The sequence below is a fragment of the Ideonella sp. genome, assembly GCF_036277275.1.
GTDB lineage: Bacteria > Pseudomonadota > Gammaproteobacteria > Burkholderiales > Burkholderiaceae_C > Ideonella.
In genome coordinates this window covers 25,639-41,155 of sequence record NZ_DASUNH010000037.1, presented here as the reverse complement: position 1 = coordinate 41,155, position 15,517 = coordinate 25,639, and the positions used below count along the sequence as shown (strand labels likewise).

The 15,517-nt window shown below is 68.1% G+C and carries 15 protein-coding genes; 10 read left to right on the top strand and 5 right to left on the bottom strand.

What is annotated here, in order from left to right:
* Both glyS and glyQ read right to left on the bottom strand, forming a co-directional pair.
* The coding region (glyS, locus tag VFY73_RS07940; RefSeq protein ID WP_329717410.1) for a glycine--tRNA ligase subunit beta at positions 1 to 1,172 on the bottom strand (1,172 nt) is incomplete at its 3' end.
* Positions 1,169 to 2,095, bottom strand: coding sequence for a glycine--tRNA ligase subunit alpha (gene glyQ, locus VFY73_RS07935; RefSeq protein ID WP_329717408.1), 927 nt, complete (start codon positions 2,093 to 2,095; stop codon positions 1,169 to 1,171). The genes glyS and glyQ, both read right to left, overlap by 4 nt.
* Before the next feature lie 161 nt (positions 2,096 to 2,256).
* Between glyQ and VFY73_RS07930 the strand changes: the two genes are divergently transcribed.
* On the top strand, positions 2,257 to 2,736 hold the full coding sequence (locus VFY73_RS07930; RefSeq protein ID WP_329717406.1) for a hypothetical protein: 480 nt from the start codon (positions 2,257 to 2,259) through the stop codon (positions 2,734 to 2,736).
* Here VFY73_RS07930 and lnt read toward each other — a convergent pair.
* Together lnt and VFY73_RS07920 are read right to left on the bottom strand one after the other, a co-directional pair.
* Positions 2,705 to 4,222 (bottom strand): apolipoprotein N-acyltransferase, encoded by a 1,518-nt coding sequence (gene lnt, locus VFY73_RS07925; RefSeq protein WP_329717404.1) that lies wholly within the window; start codon positions 4,220 to 4,222, stop codon positions 2,705 to 2,707. The two genes, VFY73_RS07930 and lnt, sit on opposite strands and share 32 nt — an antisense overlap.
* A complete protein-coding gene (locus VFY73_RS07920; protein WP_414654429.1) occupies positions 4,219 to 5,160 on the bottom strand; it encodes an HlyC/CorC family transporter in 942 nt (313 codons plus the stop codon). Before VFY73_RS07920 ends, lnt begins: the two co-directional genes overlap by 4 nt.
* A 121-nt stretch (positions 5,161 to 5,281) precedes the next feature.
* On the opposite strand from VFY73_RS07920, the gene VFY73_RS07915 reads away from it, so the two are divergent.
* The 9 genes from VFY73_RS07915 (at position 5,282) to VFY73_RS07875 (ending at position 14,574) form a co-directional block, all read left to right on the top strand.
* Complete coding sequence (locus tag VFY73_RS07915; RefSeq protein ID WP_329717402.1) at positions 5,282 to 5,866, top strand: sigma-70 family RNA polymerase sigma factor; 585 nt, start codon at positions 5,282 to 5,284, stop codon at positions 5,864 to 5,866.
* Positions 5,863 to 6,639 (top strand): anti-sigma factor domain-containing protein, encoded by a 777-nt coding sequence (locus tag VFY73_RS07910; protein ID WP_329717400.1) that lies wholly within the window; start codon positions 5,863 to 5,865, stop codon positions 6,637 to 6,639. The genes VFY73_RS07915 and VFY73_RS07910 overlap by 4 nt, the downstream gene beginning before the upstream one ends.
* 105 nt (positions 6,640 to 6,744) lie before the next feature.
* Complete coding sequence (locus VFY73_RS07905; RefSeq protein ID WP_329717398.1) at positions 6,745 to 7,236, top strand: tetratricopeptide repeat protein; 492 nt, start codon at positions 6,745 to 6,747, stop codon at positions 7,234 to 7,236.
* A 315-nt stretch (positions 7,237 to 7,551) separates the two neighbouring features.
* Positions 7,552 to 8,592: a GTP-binding protein gene (locus tag VFY73_RS07900; protein WP_329717396.1), complete on the top strand. Its 1,041-nt coding sequence runs from the start codon at positions 7,552 to 7,554 to the stop codon at positions 8,590 to 8,592.
* Positions 8,593 to 9,000: 408 nt separating this feature from the next.
* A complete protein-coding gene (gene dksA / locus VFY73_RS30415; RefSeq protein WP_414654427.1) occupies positions 9,001 to 9,480 on the top strand; it encodes an RNA polymerase-binding protein DksA in 480 nt (159 codons plus the stop codon).
* A gap of 49 nt (positions 9,481 to 9,529) precedes the next feature.
* Positions 9,530 to 11,428 carry an STAS domain-containing protein gene (locus VFY73_RS07890; RefSeq protein ID WP_329717392.1) on the top strand — a complete coding sequence of 633 codons (1,899 nt, stop codon included), beginning with the start codon at positions 9,530 to 9,532 and terminating at the stop codon, positions 11,426 to 11,428.
* 192 nt (positions 11,429 to 11,620) lie between these two features.
* A complete protein-coding gene (gene hslV, locus VFY73_RS07885) occupies positions 11,621 to 12,172 on the top strand; it encodes an ATP-dependent protease subunit HslV (RefSeq protein WP_329717390.1) in 552 nt (183 codons plus the stop codon).
* Positions 12,169 to 13,494, top strand: coding sequence for an ATP-dependent protease ATPase subunit HslU (gene hslU, locus VFY73_RS07880; RefSeq protein WP_329717388.1), 1,326 nt, complete (start codon positions 12,169 to 12,171; stop codon positions 13,492 to 13,494). The genes hslV and hslU overlap by 4 nt, the downstream gene beginning before the upstream one ends.
* Before the next feature lie 108 nt (positions 13,495 to 13,602).
* Positions 13,603 to 14,574, top strand: coding sequence for a Bug family tripartite tricarboxylate transporter substrate binding protein (locus tag VFY73_RS07875; protein ID WP_329717386.1), 972 nt, complete (start codon positions 13,603 to 13,605; stop codon positions 14,572 to 14,574).
* A gap of 108 nt (positions 14,575 to 14,682) precedes the next feature.
* Here VFY73_RS07875 and VFY73_RS07870 read toward each other — a convergent pair whose 3' ends face one another.
* The gene (locus tag VFY73_RS07870; RefSeq protein ID WP_329717384.1) at positions 14,683 to 15,450 is read right to left on the bottom strand and encodes a type III pantothenate kinase; all 768 of its coding nucleotides are present in this window, start codon (positions 15,448 to 15,450) and stop codon (positions 14,683 to 14,685) included.
* Positions 15,451 to 15,517: the final 67 nt, after the last annotated feature.

Below are 15,517 nucleotides of genomic sequence, written 5' to 3'. Positions count from 1 at the left end.
CCACCGAGCTGCGCAGCGATCGCGCGGGCGATCGCCATCACGCGCTGCACGCGGTCGCCCTGCGATCCCAGCTTGCCGTGGTAGACCACCTTGGCCAGGCCCAGCACGCGCGATTCGAGCGTCTTCTTGCGGTCTTGGTCGAAGAAGAACTTGGCGTCGGCCAGGCGCGGACGCACGACGCGCTCGTTGCCGCCGGTCACCGCGCTCGCGTCCTCGGGCCGGATGTTGCTGACGAGCAGGAACTGGTTCGTCAGCTTGCCCTGTGCATCGAGCAACGGGAAGTACTTCTGGTTGGCCTTCATCGTCAGGATCAGGCACTCCTGCGGCACGCCGAGGAACTCCGATTCGAACTGGCAGGCGAGCACGTTCGGCCGCTCGACCAGCGCGGTGACCTCGTCGAGCAGCGCGTCGTCATCGATCGGCTTCAGGCCACGCGCGGTCGCTGCCACGTCGAGCTGGCGCACGATCTCGGCGCGGCGCTCGGCAAAACCGGCGATCACCGCGCCCTGCTCGACCATCTGCGCAGCGTAGCTGTCGGCATCGACCAGCTCGACCAGCGGCGTCAGCGCCTCGAACCGGTGGCCCTTGGTCGTGCGGCCCGCCATCAGGCCCAGCACACCGACCGGTACCACCGCCGCGCCATGCAACGCGACCAGGCCATGAGCCGGCCGCACGAACTTCACGTCGCTCCAGCCATCGGCCAGCTGGTAGGTCATCACCTTCGGGATCGGCAGCCTGGCCAGTGTCTCGTCGAGCGCCTTCTGCAGGCCCTCGGCCAGTGTCGCGCCGGGCACCACGGTGTCCAGGAACAGCGCTTCGGCCTTGCCATCCATCGCGCGCTTCAACTGCGGCACGGCCGACGCATCGGCACCCAGCGCGGCGAGCTTCTTCAGCAGCGCCGGTGTCGGCTGACCTTCGGCATTCAAGGCCACCGCCACCGGCATCAGCTTCTGCTGCAGCGGACGGTCGGCTGCCTTGGCAGCAACTTGTGCCACCTGCACGCCCAGGCGACGCGGCGAGGCATACGACGTCACTGCCGCATCGGCCGCGGTCAGGCCTTGTGCCCTCAGGCTGGCGGCCAGGTTGCCGGCGAACTCTTCGCCCAGCTTCTTCAGTGCCTTGGGCGGCAGTTCTTCGACGAACAGTTCAACGAGAAGGGTTTGGGCGGTCATGGCTTCGGGCCGTCCTTTTGTTCGAGCTGGGCCAGCACTTCCGCTGCCCATTCCTTGGGTGCCATCGGGAAGCCCAGGCGGGCCCGGCTGGCGAGGTAGCTTTGCGCGACGGCACGCGCGAGGTTGCGGATGCGGCCGATGTAGGCGGCGCGCTCGGTCACGCTGATCGCGCCACGGGCATCGAGCATGTTGAAGGTGTGGGCCGCCTTGAGCAGTTGCTCGTAGGCGGGCAGCGCGAGCTGCTGTTCCATCAGGTACTTGCTCTGCTTCTCGTGCGCCGAGAAGGCCTGCAGCAGGAACTCGACATCCGAGTGCTCGAAGTTGTAGGTGCTCTGCTCGATCTCGTTCTGCAGGAATACGTCGCCGTACTTGATGCCCGGCGCGTACTGCAGGTCGTAGACGTTCTCGACACCCTGCAGGTACATCGCCAGCCGTTCGAGGCCGTAGGTGATCTCGCCGGTGGCGGGCTTGCAGTCGATGCCGCCGACCTGTTGGAAGTAGGTGAACTGCGTCACCTCCATGCCGTTCAGCCAGACCTCCCAGCCCAGGCCCCAGCAGCCGAGCGTCGGGTTCTCCCAATCGTCCTCGACGAAGCGGACGTCGTTCTTCTTCAGGTCGAAGCCGAGTGCTTCGAGCGAGCCGAGGTAGAGCTCGAGGATGTTGGCCGGCGCGGGCTTCAGCACCACCTGGTACTGGTAGTAGTGCTGCAGGCGGTTCGGGTTCTGGCCGTAGCGGCCGTCCTTGGGGCGGCGGCTGGGCTGCACGTAGGCGGCCTTCCACGGCTCGGGGCCGATCGCGCGCAGGAAGGTGGCGGTGTGGCTGGTACCGGCCCCCACCTCCATGTCGTAGGGCTGCAGCAGCGCGCAACCTTGCGCGTCCCAGTAGTCCTGCAGGCGGAGGATGAGTTGCTGGAAGGTCAGCATGGGGACTCGAACGATGAAAACTGGGGATTCTAGGAGCCACCCGCTCTAGGGGGCGCATTCGGCGGCGCTAGGGATCGGCGCCGCGAACCCGAACGCACAGAGTGTGGGCACCGCTCGCATCACCAAGAAGGGCGGCATCGACAACCCCAGGAGAGTCTTCCATGAAGCTTCGTCATCAGGCCATCTGTGCCGCCGCCCTGCTTGCCTTGACCGCCGCCGCCCAGGCCAAGGTCCTCATGTCGGGCACCTACGCGAGCAACTTTTCGTTCACCACGCCGACGGCGCTCGTGCCGCTCGCTTCGACCGGTGCCACCACCCGCACCGTCAACATCACGACCGCCGCCACCTACGTGCTGACCTTCTCGGCCGAGTGCTCGGTCGACGCGCCGGCCGGCAACAGCAGCGCCTGGGTCGATCTCGACATCCTGGTCGACGGTGTGGCCATCTCGCCCACGGCCTCGACGTTCGACGCTTTCTGCGGCGCCAATGGCACGCTGGGCTTCGACGGCTGGGTGCGCCCGTCGATCACGGTGCCGGTGCGGCTGACGGTCGGCTCCCACACGTTCCAGGTGCAGGGCCGCCTCGATTCAGGCGCGACCGGCGGCTGGATCAGCGATATCTCGGTGGTGCTGCACGACTGACCCGTGCAGCGCGGCCGGCGGCGAGCCCCGCCACGCCGGCCAGGCCCAGCCCCCACAGCGGCCACAGCCCGAATGCTGCCAGCCAGCGCGCGTAGGGCGTCGCGCCTCGCCGGCCCTCGACCTCGGCGTCGAGCGTGCCGGCGGTTTCCGCCGGCAACCGGGCCGTCACGCGGCCGCGGTGGTCGATCACCGCGGTGGCACCGGTGTTGGTCGCCCGCACCATCGGCCGCTGGAACTCCAGCGAGCGCAGGCGCGAGAACTGCAGGTCCTGGTCCTGCACCATGTGGCGGCCAAACCAGGCCAGGTTGCTGACGTTGACGAACATGGTCGCTTCGTCGGCGCCCGCCACGGCACTGTCGACCATGTGCTCGCCGAACAGGTCTTCGTAGCAGATCAGCGGCCGCAGGCGCTGACCGCCGGCCACGAACGGCGCTTCGCTGCGGCCACTGGCCTGGTCGCCGAGCGGGATCTGCATCAAATCGACGAACCAGCGAAAGCCCGGTGGCACGTATTCGCCGAACGGCAGCAGGTGGCGCTTGCCGTAGCTGTAGCGCTCGCCGCCAGCGGACACCCCGACCAGCGAATTGACGTAACCGTCTTGCTCGTTGCCCAGGAAAGTGCCGACGAGCGCGGCGCGGACGCCGCTGCGAAACGGCGCCATCAGTTGTTGCCAATAGACCGGGTCGAGTTGGTCCTTCGGGATCGGCAGCACCGATTCCGGTGTGACGACCAGATCCCCCTGCGCCGATTGCAGCTGGGCCTGCAGCGCCGCCATCTGGCCGACGATGCGGTCGCCATCGAACTTCAGGTCCTGTGCGACGTTGGGCTGCAGCAGGCTGACCCGCAGCGTACCGGTGGATTCGGTGAACTCTCTCGGCGCGAATTGAACCGCGATCGGCAGCGCCACCAACAGCATCGCCAGCCGCCATGAGCGAGTCTTCGCATGCCACCCCATCGCGAGCGTCATCGCCAGCAACGCCGCGACGGCGCCGATACCGTAGACCCCGATCCATGGCGCCAGCCCCGCCAACACGCCGTCGCTGTGCGCATAACCCGAGGCGATCCAGGGGAAGCCGGTGAAGAACTGGCCGCGCGCCAACTCGGCCAGCAGCCAGCAGGCGGCGAAACCCAGCGCATCGGGCACCGGCCTACCGCGGCGCAGCCAGGCGAACAGCGCCATCGCCCCGGCCACATAGAGCGACAGGGCTGCCGCCAGCACCACCACGGCAAGGGCGGCCAATGGTGCCGGCATGCCGCCGTAGTCGTGCATGCTGATGTAAAGCCACCACAGGCCCGACGTGAGCCAGGCCACGCTGAAACAGAAGCCGCGCACAGCGGCCTGGCGCGGCGTGGCGGCGTTCACGGCCCCGGCGAGCAGTGCCAGCGCGGCGATCTGCAGCGGCCACCAGCCCAGCGGCGCGAACGATGCCGTGTGCAGCCCGCCGGCGAGCAGCATCGCCAGCGGCCAGAAACCCACCCGCTTCACGCTTCGGCTTCGGCCGCGTCGGCCGGCTTGGGCAGACGCTGGACCTTGAACCAGCGCACCGCACCGCCACGCGTCAGCATCACCGAGAAGCGCAGGTTCGCGACCTCGACCGATTCGCCACGCCGCGGCACCCGGCCCAGTTCATGGGCGATCAGGCCGCCGATGGTGTCGAACTCGTCTTGCGGCAGCGCGACCGCGAAAGCCTCGTTGACCGAGGCGATCGCCGCGTCGCCGGCGACCCGGTGGCTGCCGTCGGCCAGGGTGTAGACCGCATCGGCCGCGCTGCCGGCAGCGGCGTCGTCGAATTCGTCCTCGATCTCGCCGACGATTTCTTCCAGCACGTCCTCGATCGTCAACAACCCGGCGGTGGTGCCGAATTCGTCGATCACGATCGCCAGGTGGTTGCGATTGGTGCGGAAGTCGCGCAGCAACTCGTTCAGGCCCTTGCTTTCGGGCACGAACACGGCCGGGCGCAGCAGCGTGCGCAGGTTCAGCTCCGGCGCGCGCTGCAGCTTGAGCAAGTCCTTGGCCAGCAGGATGCCGATGATGTTGTCGCGCGAACCTTCGGTGACCGGAAAGCGCGAGTGGCCGGTGTCGATGACAACGGCCAGCAGCTCGTCATACGGCGCGTCGATGTCGAGCAGGTCCATGCGCGGTGCGGCGACCATCACGTCGCCGGCCACCATGTCGGCCATGCGGATCACGCCTTCGAGCATCGCGCGCGACTGCGGCTCGATCAGCTCGCGGTGCTCGGCCTCCGCCAGCGTTTCGATCAGCTCGTCGGTTGAATCGGGGCCGGGCGAAATGAACTCGACCAGGCGCTCGAACAGCGTGCGCTTGTCGGTGCGCTCGTGCGCGGTGTCGCCGCCGGAGCCGCGGTGAGGGTGGGCGCCCTTCTTCGGCGAGGCCGGGGCGCGATGAGACTGGGGATCGGACACAAGGGTGCCGGCAATTGCGGGGAACCTAGGATACCCGAACGACTTGACACGCCCAGCCCCTACCTCGCGGCCGGCCCTGGGCCCTACACTGCGCGCCAACCCTGGCTGCCCGCACGCCCGCGTGGACGAACCGACCGACGACCTGGCCCAGCTGCTGTCGCGCATCGCGCTGCGCGACCGCGCAGCCTTCGCCCGCCTGTACCGCCTGACCAGCGCCCACCTGCTGGGCGTGGCCTGGCGCATCACGCTGCGCCGCGAGCAGGCCGAAGAGGTGCTGCAAGAGGCCTTCGTCAGTGTCTGGCAGCACGCCGGCAGCTACCAGCGCGCGATCGCCAGCCCAATGACCTGGCTGATCAACATCGTCCGCAACCGGGCGATCGACGGCCTGCGCGCCGGCCGCGAAGAAATGGCCCGCACCCACGCGCTGGACGACGACACGATGGACCTGCCGGCCGACCCGGCCGCCGAGCCGCCGCAGTTGCTGGCGGCCAGCATCGCCAAGCTTGGCCTGGACCGTTGCATGGCGTCGCTGAGCGCGCCGCAGCGCCAGGCGGTGGCCCTGGCTTATTACCGCGGGCTCGCGCACGGCGAGATTGCCGAGACGCTGGCGGCGCCGCTGGGCACCGTCAAGGCCTGGGTCCGGCGCGGGCTGGACAAGCTGAAGGCCTGCATGGGCGACGACCCGGCGGCCGAGGGCGCGGCATGAACTACCTGTACCCACCGCGGCTGGACGCGCTGGCGCGCGACTACGCCGTCGGCACACTGCGGGGCCGCGCCCGGCGCCGCTTCGAACGTGTGCTGCACGAGGCCCCGCAAGCCCGGCGCGTGGTCGAGAGCTGGCAGCAGCGGCTTGCCAGGCTGGCCGACGTGGTCCCGGCCGCGGCACCGCGCGATGCCGTCTGGACCCGCATCGAAACGCGGCTGTTCGGTTCGCAGCCTGCCACACCACCGGCCCCGCAGGCCGTCACACCGTGGTGGGGCCGCTGGCTGCCGGTCGGCCCGCGCGGCGGCCCGGTGGGCGCCGGCCTGGTGCTGGGGGTACTGGTCGGAGCGGCGCTGGCGGTCGCCGCGCTGCGCTGGCAGCCACCGTGGGCTGCCAAGGTCGGCCTCGAAGCCGCCGGGCCCGGTTTGCCGGCGGCCTACGTCGGCATCCTGTCGGACGCCCAGGGCAAAGCGCTGGTGCTGGCCAGTTCGCGCCGGCAGGGCCAGGTGTTGACGATCAAGTGGCTGCAGCCGGCTTACCAACTGCCCGCCGGCCAGGTGGCGCGACTGTGGGCATTGGGCAGGGACGGCGGGCCCGCAATCCCGGTCGGCGCGCTGCCGGCCGGCCCGGGCACGCTGCAGCTGCCCGCCGCGTCGGAGGCGATTTTTGCCAAGGTCGATCGACTCGCGGTCAGCCTGGAGCCCGCTGACGCGCCACCGCCAGCCGCTCCGACACAACCCTTCCTCGCCGAAGGCCCGTGCGCCAAGCTGTGGTGAGCCGGCGAAGAGTTTTTTTTGCATCCACTGCGTCCAAACGCCCACCCCCCCCGTAGGTGCCAGCGAGCGCCAAAGGTGGCGCCACTTCAAACCAGAGGATTCACCATGACCCGCATTGCCCGTACCTTTCGCCTGATCGGCACCACGCTCGCCACCGCCACGCTGGCGTTGGCCGTCCACGCCGCCGACACCGGCCCCAGCACCAGCAACGCCGCATCCGACAAACTGGCCGCTGCGCGCGAGCTGATCCAGCAGAACAAGTGGGTCGCGGCGATCGACGCGCTGAAGCAGGTCGACGACCGCGGTAGCGCCGACTGGAACAACCTGATGGGCTACAGCCACCGCAAGGCCAAGGTGCCCGACTACACGGCCGCCGAACAGTATTACAACGAAGCGCTGCGCATCGACCCGAAGCACAAGGGTGCGCTGGAATACTCCGGCGAGCTGTACCTGGTGCTGAACCAGTTGCCCCAGGCCGAGGCTCGTCTGGCCACGCTGGACAAGGTCTGCTTCATGCCCTGCGCCGAGTACACCGACCTGAAAGCCTCGATCACCCGCTACAAGGCCAACGGCAACGTCTACGCCGCCAAGCCCTGAACTGCCCAAAGCGCCCCCGGCGTGTGGGGTGAAGCTGGCGGTTGAAAATGGTGCACATCGCCCCCAATAAGAAGCGAAGGGCTGCTCCCGAGTTTCTTGATCCCCCTCGGGGGGCGGGGCGGGCCTAGCCCGGACCCTGGGGAGCCTCTGTTCGTGCGGGTGGCGGGCCATGCCCTGTCGCTTGACAGGGCATGGCTGCTGCCCCAGAGTCCATGCCCCGGCTGCCCTCTGGCAGGCTGGGGCATCGTCGCCCGGGGCTGGCTGCATGCTTTGTCTGGCCCGCGCGACGCTGCGCTTTCACCTCCACGCCCCACCATGTCCCTGATTCCCGCCACCATCCTCACCGGCTTCCTCGGCTCCGGCAAGACAACCCTGCTCAAGCGCGTGCTGACCGAGGCTCACGGCCAGAAGATCGCCGTCATCGAGAACGAGTTCGGCGAAGAAAACATCGACACCGACATCTTGGTCACCGAAAGCAAAGAGCAGGTGATCCAGATGAGCAACGGCTGCGTCTGCTGCACCATCCGCGAAGATCTGCGTTCGACGCTGGCCGACCTGGCCGCCCGCAGACGCAAAGGCGAGTTGGACTTCGAACGCGTGGTGATCGAGACCACCGGCCTTGCCGACCCCGGCCCGGTGGCCCAGACCTTCTTCATGGACGACGAGGTGGCCGAGAGTTACCTGCTCGACTCGATCCTGACCCTGGTCGACGCCAAGCACGCCAACGAGCAACTCGACAGCCGCCAGGAAGCACGCCGCCAGGTGGGCTTTGCCGATCAAATCTTCATCAGCAAGACCGACCTCGTCGACGAAGTCGCGGTCGACGACCTGGTGCACCGCCTGAAGCACATGAACCCACGCGCGCCGCAGCGCCGGGTCAACTTCGGCGACGTGCCGCTGGCCAACGTGTTCGACCTCAAGGGCTTCAACCTCAACGCCAAGCTCGACATCGACCCCGAGTTCCTCAACGAGGACGGCGGCCACGACCATGGGCACGACCATGATCATGACCACGAGCACGGCGAACACTGCGACCATCCGCATCACCACGCCCACGATGACGACGTGAAGTCGTTCGTCTTCCGCGCCGACAAGCCGCTGAACCCGGCCAAGCTGGAAGACTTCCTGGGCGCGATCGTGCAGGTCTACGGCCCGAAGATGCTGCGCTACAAGGGCGTGCTGTACCTGAAGGGCAGCGACCGCAAGGTCATCTTCCAGGGCGTGCACCAGCTGATGGGCAGCGATCTCGGCCCCAAGTGGGCCCCAGGCGAGAAAAAAACCAGCAAGATGGTGTTCATTGGCATCGATCTGCCAAAAGACATCCTGCTGCAGGGCCTGGAGGGTTGCCTGGCCTGAGCGGGCCAGCCAACGGGCACATCACCGTGGCTACAATCCGCGCGCCAAAACCGTGGCGGTTGCACCACAAGCGCCCCCGCCCAAGGGGTATAACCGCCATATCCCATGCCATGTGGTGAGGAGACGGACGTGAGCAAGACACCGGCGAAAAGCGCGGCCCCAGCCCAGGAAAGCGCGACCAAGCCCGCCGCTGCCCCGAAGGCCACCCCCAAGGCAGCAACGGCAAAAGCCGCGAGCGTGAAATCCGTCGCCGAAGCGCCTGCCAAAGCCCCCGCGGCCAAAGCAGCACCGGCCAAGATACCCGCTCCAGCCGCGCCGTCCCGGGCTCACGCCCCCACCCCTTCCACCGCCAGCTTCACCGACCGTTTCGCCCCTGCGAAACAGGCGACAAAGACCTATCCAGAACCGATGAATGCCGTGAAGAGTGCCACCAAGGCGGACCCCAAGCTTGCCAACGCCTGGAAGACGAAAGCCGGTCGCGACCTGACCGAAGCCGAACTGCTGGCGATGCCAGAGTCCGAGTACATGAACGACAAGCAGCTGGAGTTCTTCCGCAGCCGGCTGCAGGAGCAGAAGGACGCGCTGCTGTCCAACGCCGGTGAAACCACCGAGCACCTGCGCGAAGACACCTCGATCGTCCCCGATCCGGCCGACCGCGCCACGATCGAGGAAGAGCACGCGCTGGAGCTGCGCACGCGCGACCGCGAGCGCAAGCTGCTGAAGAAGATCTCGCAATCGCTGGGCCGCATCGAGGCCGGTGACTACGGCTACTGCGACGAGACTGGCGAGCCGATCGGTCTGGGCCGCCTGCTGGCCCGCCCGACCGCCACGCTGTCGCTCGAAGCGCAGCAACGGCGCGAGATGAAGCAAAAGATGTTCGGGGACTGAACCCTGTCCTGCCCGACCCTCCCCCTCCGCGCAACCCTGAGCCGGCGCCATGTCGAACGACAACGACGGTGAAGGCGGCGGCCTGCTGCGCCGCGTGGTGCGCAAGGTGGCCGGCCCGGCCAAGGACCTGATCCAGCGGGTCGAAGACAGCCGCCTGAGCCAGTTCGCCGATTCCGATCGCGCCGAGCTGAAGGCGATGATCGAGCGCAAGCGGCGTAACGATTTCGTCCGCAAGCGCGAGTTGGACATGCTGCGCCGCATCCGTCGCGAAGGCCTGACGCCCGAGCAGGCGGCAGCGCTGGCCAACTCGAATCTCGACGAGGTCGACGTGCGGGCGAGCCGCCCGTCCAGCTTGGCCGACGGTGCCGTCAAAGCCAAGATCGACGCGATCGAGAAGCAGATGGTTGGCGTGGCGCCGCTGTCGGCCTCGCGGCCGATGGCCTTCACGCCAGTGCCGCCGACCGCGCCAGCCGCTGCGTCAGCGCCGGCCGCGTCGCCCAGCGGCGCCCCCGCCCACCTGAAGGTGCCGCCGCCGGTGCTGACGCACCCGATCGACCCCGAGGCGACGATCCCGCTCGAATTGCGCTCCGACGGCGGTGGCCCGATCACCCTGCCGCCGGTGGGCGCGATTGGCGGCGTGGTCGAGCCGCGCGCGGCTCCCGCCCCGGGCCCGGCCCCGACACCCGCGGCGGTTGCGGCGGTCGCCCCGCCGCCCGCGCCACGCGAGCTGCCGCCGCTGGCCTTCGACTTTCCGCCACCCGCCGCCCCGGCGCCAACGCCCGCGGCGGCCGCGCCGGAGCCCACCCCGACCGCGCGCATGCCGATGGGCCGCATCACCGACCTACCCGAGGTCGAGGTGCGCGAGATCAAGCACGACCCGGAGTTGGATGAGGCGGTGATCGCGTTCGCCAACGCCGACTTCACGCACAGCGAACACGTGCTCGTGCAGCTGACCAGCCAAGGCGCGCCGCGCCAGCACCATGAAGACACCTGGCTGGTGCTGTTCGACCTGTACCGGGCCACCGGCCAGCAGCAGCGCTTCGACTCGCTGTCGATGAGCTTTGCCGAGCAGTGCCACCGGTCGCCGCCCCAGTGGTATTCGCTGCCCAAACTGCTGGCCGACGCGACCGCGGCACAGCGGGCCGCCAGCGCCAGCAACACCGAAAGCACCACCCAGATCGGCTGGGTCTGCGACCCGCTGCTGACCCATGATGGGCTGACGCAGCTGTCGTCGCAGCTGCTGCAGATGTCGATGCCCTGGGTGCTCGACTGGACTCAACTCAAGCGCATCGAGCCGGCGGCGGCCGCGGAACTGCGCCACATGTTCCAGCAATGGGCTCAAGAGAAGCTGACGATGCGTTGGCTGGCGGCCGACAAACTGTTCGACGTGCTGCAGGAAGCCGCGCCGGTCGGCGTGCGTGATGCCGACCCGGCCTTCTGGCTGGCGCGGCTCGATGCCCTGCGCTTGGTCAACCGCCCCGATCAATTCGACGACGTCGCAATCGACTATTGCGTGACCTACGAGGTTTCACCGCCGAGCTGGGAGCCGACCAAGTGCACGGTCCGGATCAGCGGCCCGTCGGCCAACACCCGCTCGGCGATCCTGTCGTCGGTCGGCGACGTGGTCACCTCGGTGATGGACGCGCCGGACGGCCACGGCGAGGTCGAGGTCACCAGCCTCGAGATCTCGGGCCAGCTGGCCGGTGATCAGACCGCCTTGCTGAAGCACCTGGACCAGCGGCTGGGCGACTCGAAGCTGGTGCGTATCTCGTGCGCGCTGTTGATCCGGGTCGACTTCGTCGCCGCGGGTGACTTGCTGAACTGGGTCATCTCCAAACGCGCCGAGCAACGCCAAATCACCTTCACCGACGTCAACCGTCTGGTGGCACTGATGTTCCATGCGATGGGCATCAGTGAGCACGTGGCGATGCAATTGAGACAGAGTTAGCCCCACGCCCCCTTCCGGGGGCTGCCCCCCGAGGGGGCTCGCGCAGCGGCCCGGCCAAGCCGGATCCGCGCACGCCACTTGAAGCCGGCGGCTCCGGCGGAGCGCCGCATTGCGTGCAGCACTTGAAGCGGTCATGCCGATCGCCATCTTGTCGTGGCATGCTCGACTTTCGATTTGAAGAAGACAGATTCCATGGACTCCTATCACGGCACGACCATCCTCAGCGTGCGCCGCAAGCTGCCCGACGGGCGTTGGCAGGTGGCGCTGGGCGGCGATGGCCAGGTGACGCTGGGCAACACCATCGTCAAGGCCAGTGCGCGCAAGGTGCGCCGGCTGCACCACGACAAGGTGCTGGCTGGCTTTGCGGGCGCCACGGCTGATGCTTTCACGCTGTTCGAACGCTTCGAAGCCAAGCTCGACAAGCATCAGGGCCACCTGGTGCGCGCCGCGATCGAACTCACGCGCGATTGGCGCACCGACAAGGTGCTGCGTAACCTCGAGGCCATGCTGGCGGTGGCTGACCGCGAAGCGTCACTGATCATCACCGGCAATGGTGATGTGCTGGAGCCCGAGCTGGGCATCGCGGCGATCGGCTCCGGCGGCGCCTTCGCGCAGGCCGCTGCACGCGCGCTGCTGGGCCACAGCGAGCTGAGCGCCACCGACATCGTCAAGCGCTCGCTCGAGATCGCCGGCGAGATCTGCATCTACACCAATCAGAACCACACCATCGAGGTCCTGGAATGAGCATGACCCCGAGAGAAATTGTTTCGGAGCTGGATCGCCACATCGTCGGCCAGCAGGACGCAAAACGCGCGGTCGCGATCGCGTTGCGCAACCGCTGGCGTCGCCAGAAGGTGGAGCCGGGCCTGCGGGCCGAGATCACGCCGAAGAACATCCTGATGATCGGGCCGACCGGCGTTGGCAAGACCGAGATCGCGCGCCGACTGGCCAAGCTGGCCGATGCGCCATTCATCAAGGTCGAGGCGACGAAATTCACCGAGGTCGGTTATGTCGGCAAGGACGTCGACTCCATCGTGCGCGACCTGGTCGAGGTGGCGATCAAGCAGGAGCGCGCGGCCGCGCTGGCCCGGGCCCGCATGCGTGCGGAGGATGCCGCCGAAGAGCGTGTACTCGACGTGCTGGTGCCGCCACCGAGGAACGTGGGCTTCGGCAGCGGCGAAACCGGCGACTCGACCGCGCGCCAGACGATGCGCAAGCGCCTGCGCGAAGGCTCGATGGACGACAAGGAGATCGAGCTGGAGCTGGCCGAGGCCAAGCCGGGCATGGAAATCATGACGCCGCCTGGCATGGAGGAAATGGCCGAGCAACTGCAGGGTCTGTTTTCACAGATGGGCCAATCGCGCAAGACGACCCGCAAGCTGCGCATCGCCGATGCGCTGAAGGCGCTGACCGACGAAGAGGCCGCCAAGCTGGTCAACGAGGACGAGCTGCGGGGCCGCGCGCTCGGCAATGTCGAGCAGAACGGCATCGTCTTCCTCGACGAGATCGACAAGGTCGCCTCACGCAACAACACCCAGAGCGCCGATGTCTCGCGCCAGGGCGTGCAACGCGACCTGTTGCCGCTGGTCGAGGGCACCACCGTCAACACCAAGTACGGCCTGGTACGGACCGACCACATCCTGTTCATCGCGTCGGGCGCGTTCCACCTGTCGAAGCCGAGCGACCTGATCCCCGAACTGCAAGGGCGCTTTCCGATCCGCGTCGAGCTGCAGGCGCTGTCGGTGGCCGATTTCGAAGCCATCTTGAGCGGCACCCAGGCCAACCTGATCCAGCAGTACCAAGCCCTGCTGGCCACCGAAGGGGTGACGCTGGACATTGCGCCCGACGCAGTTCACCGACTGGCCGAGATTGCCTATGAGGTCAACGAGCGCACCGAGAACATCGGCGCCCGCCGGCTGTCGACGGTGTTGGAGCGTCTGCTCGACGAGTTGAGCTTCGATGCCCCGCAGCGCAGCGGCGAAACCGTGACCATCGACGCTGCCATGGTGTCGCAGCGGCTGGGCGAGTTGGCGCGCAACGAGGATCTGTCGCGCTACATCCTGTGAAACCGTACCGCAGGCCCCCCTGGAAACCCGCAGACTTCTGCCAGCCGATTGACAGCCTCGCAGCGATGATGGGAAGTATCGCTTCGAGCTCGGTTGTGGAGGCTTCCCATGGTTCGACGTCGTGACTGCCTGGCGCTTGTCGCCACGGCGCTGGGGCCGTTGGCCGCTGCCCGCGCGGCCAACGGCAAACCCAGCCCGCTGCCGCAGCTGCGCATTTACGTGCCCGGCGGCGTCGGCGGTGGCTGGGACCAGACCGGCCACGCGCTAGGCGACGCGGCGCTGGCCGCCGGCTTGGCGCAAAAGGTCGTTTACGAGAACAAGGGCGGCAAGGGCGGCACGATTGGCCTGGCCGATTTCGTCGAGCGCTTCAACCAGGACCCTGCCGCTCTGCTGGTCGGCGGCATGGTGATGGTCGGGGCGATCGCCGCGTCGCAACCGAAGGTCACGCTGGCCCAGGTGACGCCGCTGGCGCGCCTGACCAACGACTACCTCGCTCTGGTGGTGCCGGCCGGCTCGAAATTGGCCAACCTGAAGGCGCTGAACGCCGAGCTGCAGCGCGGCGTTGGCGGCGTCGTCTTCACCGGCGGCTCGCTCGGTGGCGTCGACCACATGCTGGCCGGCATGATGATCCGCCAGATGCGGCTGGACACCGACCGGCTGCGCTACGAGCCAGCCACCGCCGCGAAGGAGTCGCTCGCGCTGCTGGACAGCGGCAAGGCGCAGATCCTGATCTCGGGCTACAGCGAACTGAAGGCCGAAATCGAAGCCAAGCGCGTGGTCGCGCTCGCTGTCTCGTCGCGACGCGGCCTGCACGGCATCGCCTCGTTGAGCGAACAAGGTCTGCCGATCGAGCTGGCCAACTGGCGCGGCGTATTCGCCCCGGCCGGCATCAGCGATGTGCAGAAGGCCGCGCTGCGCGACCTCGTCGTCAGCGCCACCGAATCCACCTCCTGGCAACAGGCCGTGATCGCCAAGGAATGGATGGGGGCGCTGCTGGTCGGCGAGCCATTCAAGCAAGCGCTGGAGGTCGACCAGAGCATCGCCGGCGTCGTCGCCCACATGCTGAAGCTGAAGGGTTGAGTCTCCACGCCCCGTCCCGGGGCTGCCTTGCAGGCCGCGTCGGACCAGGGGCCCGCCCCCTCAGTGCAGCGGCTCCTGCGGAGCGCTGCATTCCGCGAAGCAGCAGAGTCAAAATGCCAGCCGGTGCGACTGGATGTGCAGCAAGCCGTCGAAGATCAGTGACTCGATCAGCTCGTGCGGCAGGTCCAGATGCGGCGCGACCTTCCAGCCCGCACCACCCGTGACCAGCATCACCGGCGGCTCGCCGCAGTGCTCGGCCAGGTGGCGGTGCATGCGCTCGATCGCGCCGGTGATCGCGTAGGTGCCGCCGCTGGTCAGCGCGTCCGACGTATTGGCCGGAAAGCGCATCACCTCGCCGGTGGGCACGCGCAGGCCGGCGGTACCGCTTTCGAGTGCCCGCAGCATGATGCCGTGGCCGGGCAGGATCAGCCCCCCGAGGAATTTTCCCTGGGTGTCCAGCGCATCCACCGTCACGGCGGTGCCGATCATCACCACCAGCACCGGCCGCGCCGGACCGCGCGCCAGCACATGGCCACGCGCGCCGATCATCGCGACCCAGCGGTCGGCGCCGAGCCGGGCTGGGTGGTCGTAGCCGTTGGTCACGCCAGCCTCGTGCGGCGACGACACCACCCAACGCGGGGTCAGGTCCCACAGCTCGAGCTGCTCTTCGACGCGGCGGCGCACCGCCTCGCCGGCCACGACGCAGCCGAGCATGCTGCGCGGCGGCGCCAGGCTCTTCCACTCCTTTTCGGCCATCTCGTCGATGGTCTCGAGGAACATCGCCCCGTGCGAAAGCAGCGCCGCGCCCGGCTGTGGCGACGCGTACTGCGCCCACTTCAGCCGAGTGTTCCCGATGTCGATGGCCATGAAGCTCATGGACCGCGAGGGTAGCAGCCGGCGGCATGGCCCGCCGCGCGGCGGGGAAAACCCCAAGCACCCCTGC

Bases quoted from the DNA above. Each gene is read 5' to 3' on its own strand.
- VFY73_RS07930 (WP_329717406.1), top strand. From the start codon at position 2,257: ATGAAGCTTCGTCATCAGGCCATCTGTGCCGCCGCCCTGCTTGCCTTG.
- hslV (WP_329717390.1), top strand. From the start codon at position 11,621: ATGGACTCCTATCACGGCACGACCATCCTCAGCGTGCGCCGCAAGCTG.
- VFY73_RS07905 (WP_329717398.1), top strand. From the start codon at position 6,745: ATGACCCGCATTGCCCGTACCTTTCGCCTGATCGGCACCACGCTCGCC.
- VFY73_RS07900 (WP_329717396.1), top strand. From the start codon at position 7,552: ATGTCCCTGATTCCCGCCACCATCCTCACCGGCTTCCTCGGCTCCGGC.
- VFY73_RS07890 (WP_329717392.1), top strand. From the start codon at position 9,530: ATGTCGAACGACAACGACGGTGAAGGCGGCGGCCTGCTGCGCCGCGTG.
- hslU (WP_329717388.1), top strand. From the start codon at position 12,169: ATGAGCATGACCCCGAGAGAAATTGTTTCGGAGCTGGATCGCCACATC.
- VFY73_RS07875 (WP_329717386.1), top strand. From the start codon at position 13,603: ATGGTTCGACGTCGTGACTGCCTGGCGCTTGTCGCCACGGCGCTGGGG.
- glyQ (WP_329717408.1), bottom strand. From the start codon at position 2,095: ATGCTGACCTTCCAGCAACTCATCCTCCGCCTGCAGGACTACTGGGAC.
- VFY73_RS07870 (WP_329717384.1), bottom strand. From the start codon at position 15,450: ATGAGCTTCATGGCCATCGACATCGGGAACACTCGGCTGAAGTGGGCG.
- VFY73_RS07910 (WP_329717400.1), top strand. From the start codon at position 5,863: ATGAACTACCTGTACCCACCGCGGCTGGACGCGCTGGCGCGCGACTAC.
- dksA (WP_414654427.1), top strand. From the start codon at position 9,001: ATGAATGCCGTGAAGAGTGCCACCAAGGCGGACCCCAAGCTTGCCAAC.